At 62.7% G+C, this 754-nt stretch carries 1 protein-coding gene and 1 pseudogene; one reads left to right on the forward strand and one right to left on the reverse strand.

Going from position 1 to position 754, the window contains the following annotated elements; genetic code table 11:
• A pseudogene (locus ABC977_RS18180) lies at positions 1 to 277 on the reverse strand (DUF1640 domain-containing protein); the annotation flags it as partial.
• 59 nt (positions 278 to 336) lie between these two features.
• Between ABC977_RS18180 and ABC977_RS18185 the strand changes: the two are divergent.
• A partial coding sequence (locus ABC977_RS18185) for an Rpn family recombination-promoting nuclease/putative transposase (RefSeq protein ID WP_369668684.1) occupies positions 337 to 754 on the forward strand: 418 nt, incomplete at its 3' end.

Genomic DNA, 754 nt, shown 5'->3' on the forward strand with positions numbered 1-754 from the left:
GGGCGGCTCGGAGCAGTTTCACCAGGGCGGCGATCGCGGCGACTTGGGCCAACATCAGCGGCACGATCCACTTGAGCAGATCGACCTTGGTACGCGCGACCTCGCCGCGCACCTGCTCGATGTCCAGCTTGATCTCGGCACGGACCTGCTCGATCTCCTTCTGCAAGCGCAGCTCGCTCTCGCGCACATGGCCTTGGGTGGCCAATTCCGGAAGATGGGGGTAGCGCTCTTCCAAGCGCTCGAAGGCCTCGGCGATGACGCGCGCCCGTGCACGCTCCTACATATTGTGCATCGACGCCGCTTGTCACGACGCCGCGTGCCGGCTAGGCTCATGGCATGTACCGCCCAATCGATCCCAAGGTCGACTGCGTCTTCAAGACGCTCTTTGGCTCGGAGGACCACAGCGAGCTGCTCATCGATTTTCTCAACGCCCTGCTCGGCGATGAGCTGCCGGCGCCGGTCACCGCGGTCGACATCCTGAATCCTTACAACGAGCGGGAAACGCTCGACGACAAGCTGACGATCGTCGATGTCAAGGCGCGCGATGCGCAACGGCGTCTCTTCCAGGTGGAGATCCAGCTCCTCGTTTTCCCGGAGCTGAGCACGCGCATCCTCTACGCTTGGGCCGATCTCTACAGCCAGCAGCTGCAAAGCGGCCAGGATTACAGCGAGCTGCAACCGACCTATACGATCTGGCTCCTCGACCAGACCTTGTTCACGGCCCGTGCGGAGTACGCTCATCGTTTCACGCTGC

The sequence above is a fragment of the Thioalkalicoccus limnaeus genome (assembly GCF_041197575.1).
Taxonomy (GTDB): Bacteria; Pseudomonadota; Gammaproteobacteria; order Chromatiales; family Chromatiaceae; genus Thioalkalicoccus; species Thioalkalicoccus limnaeus.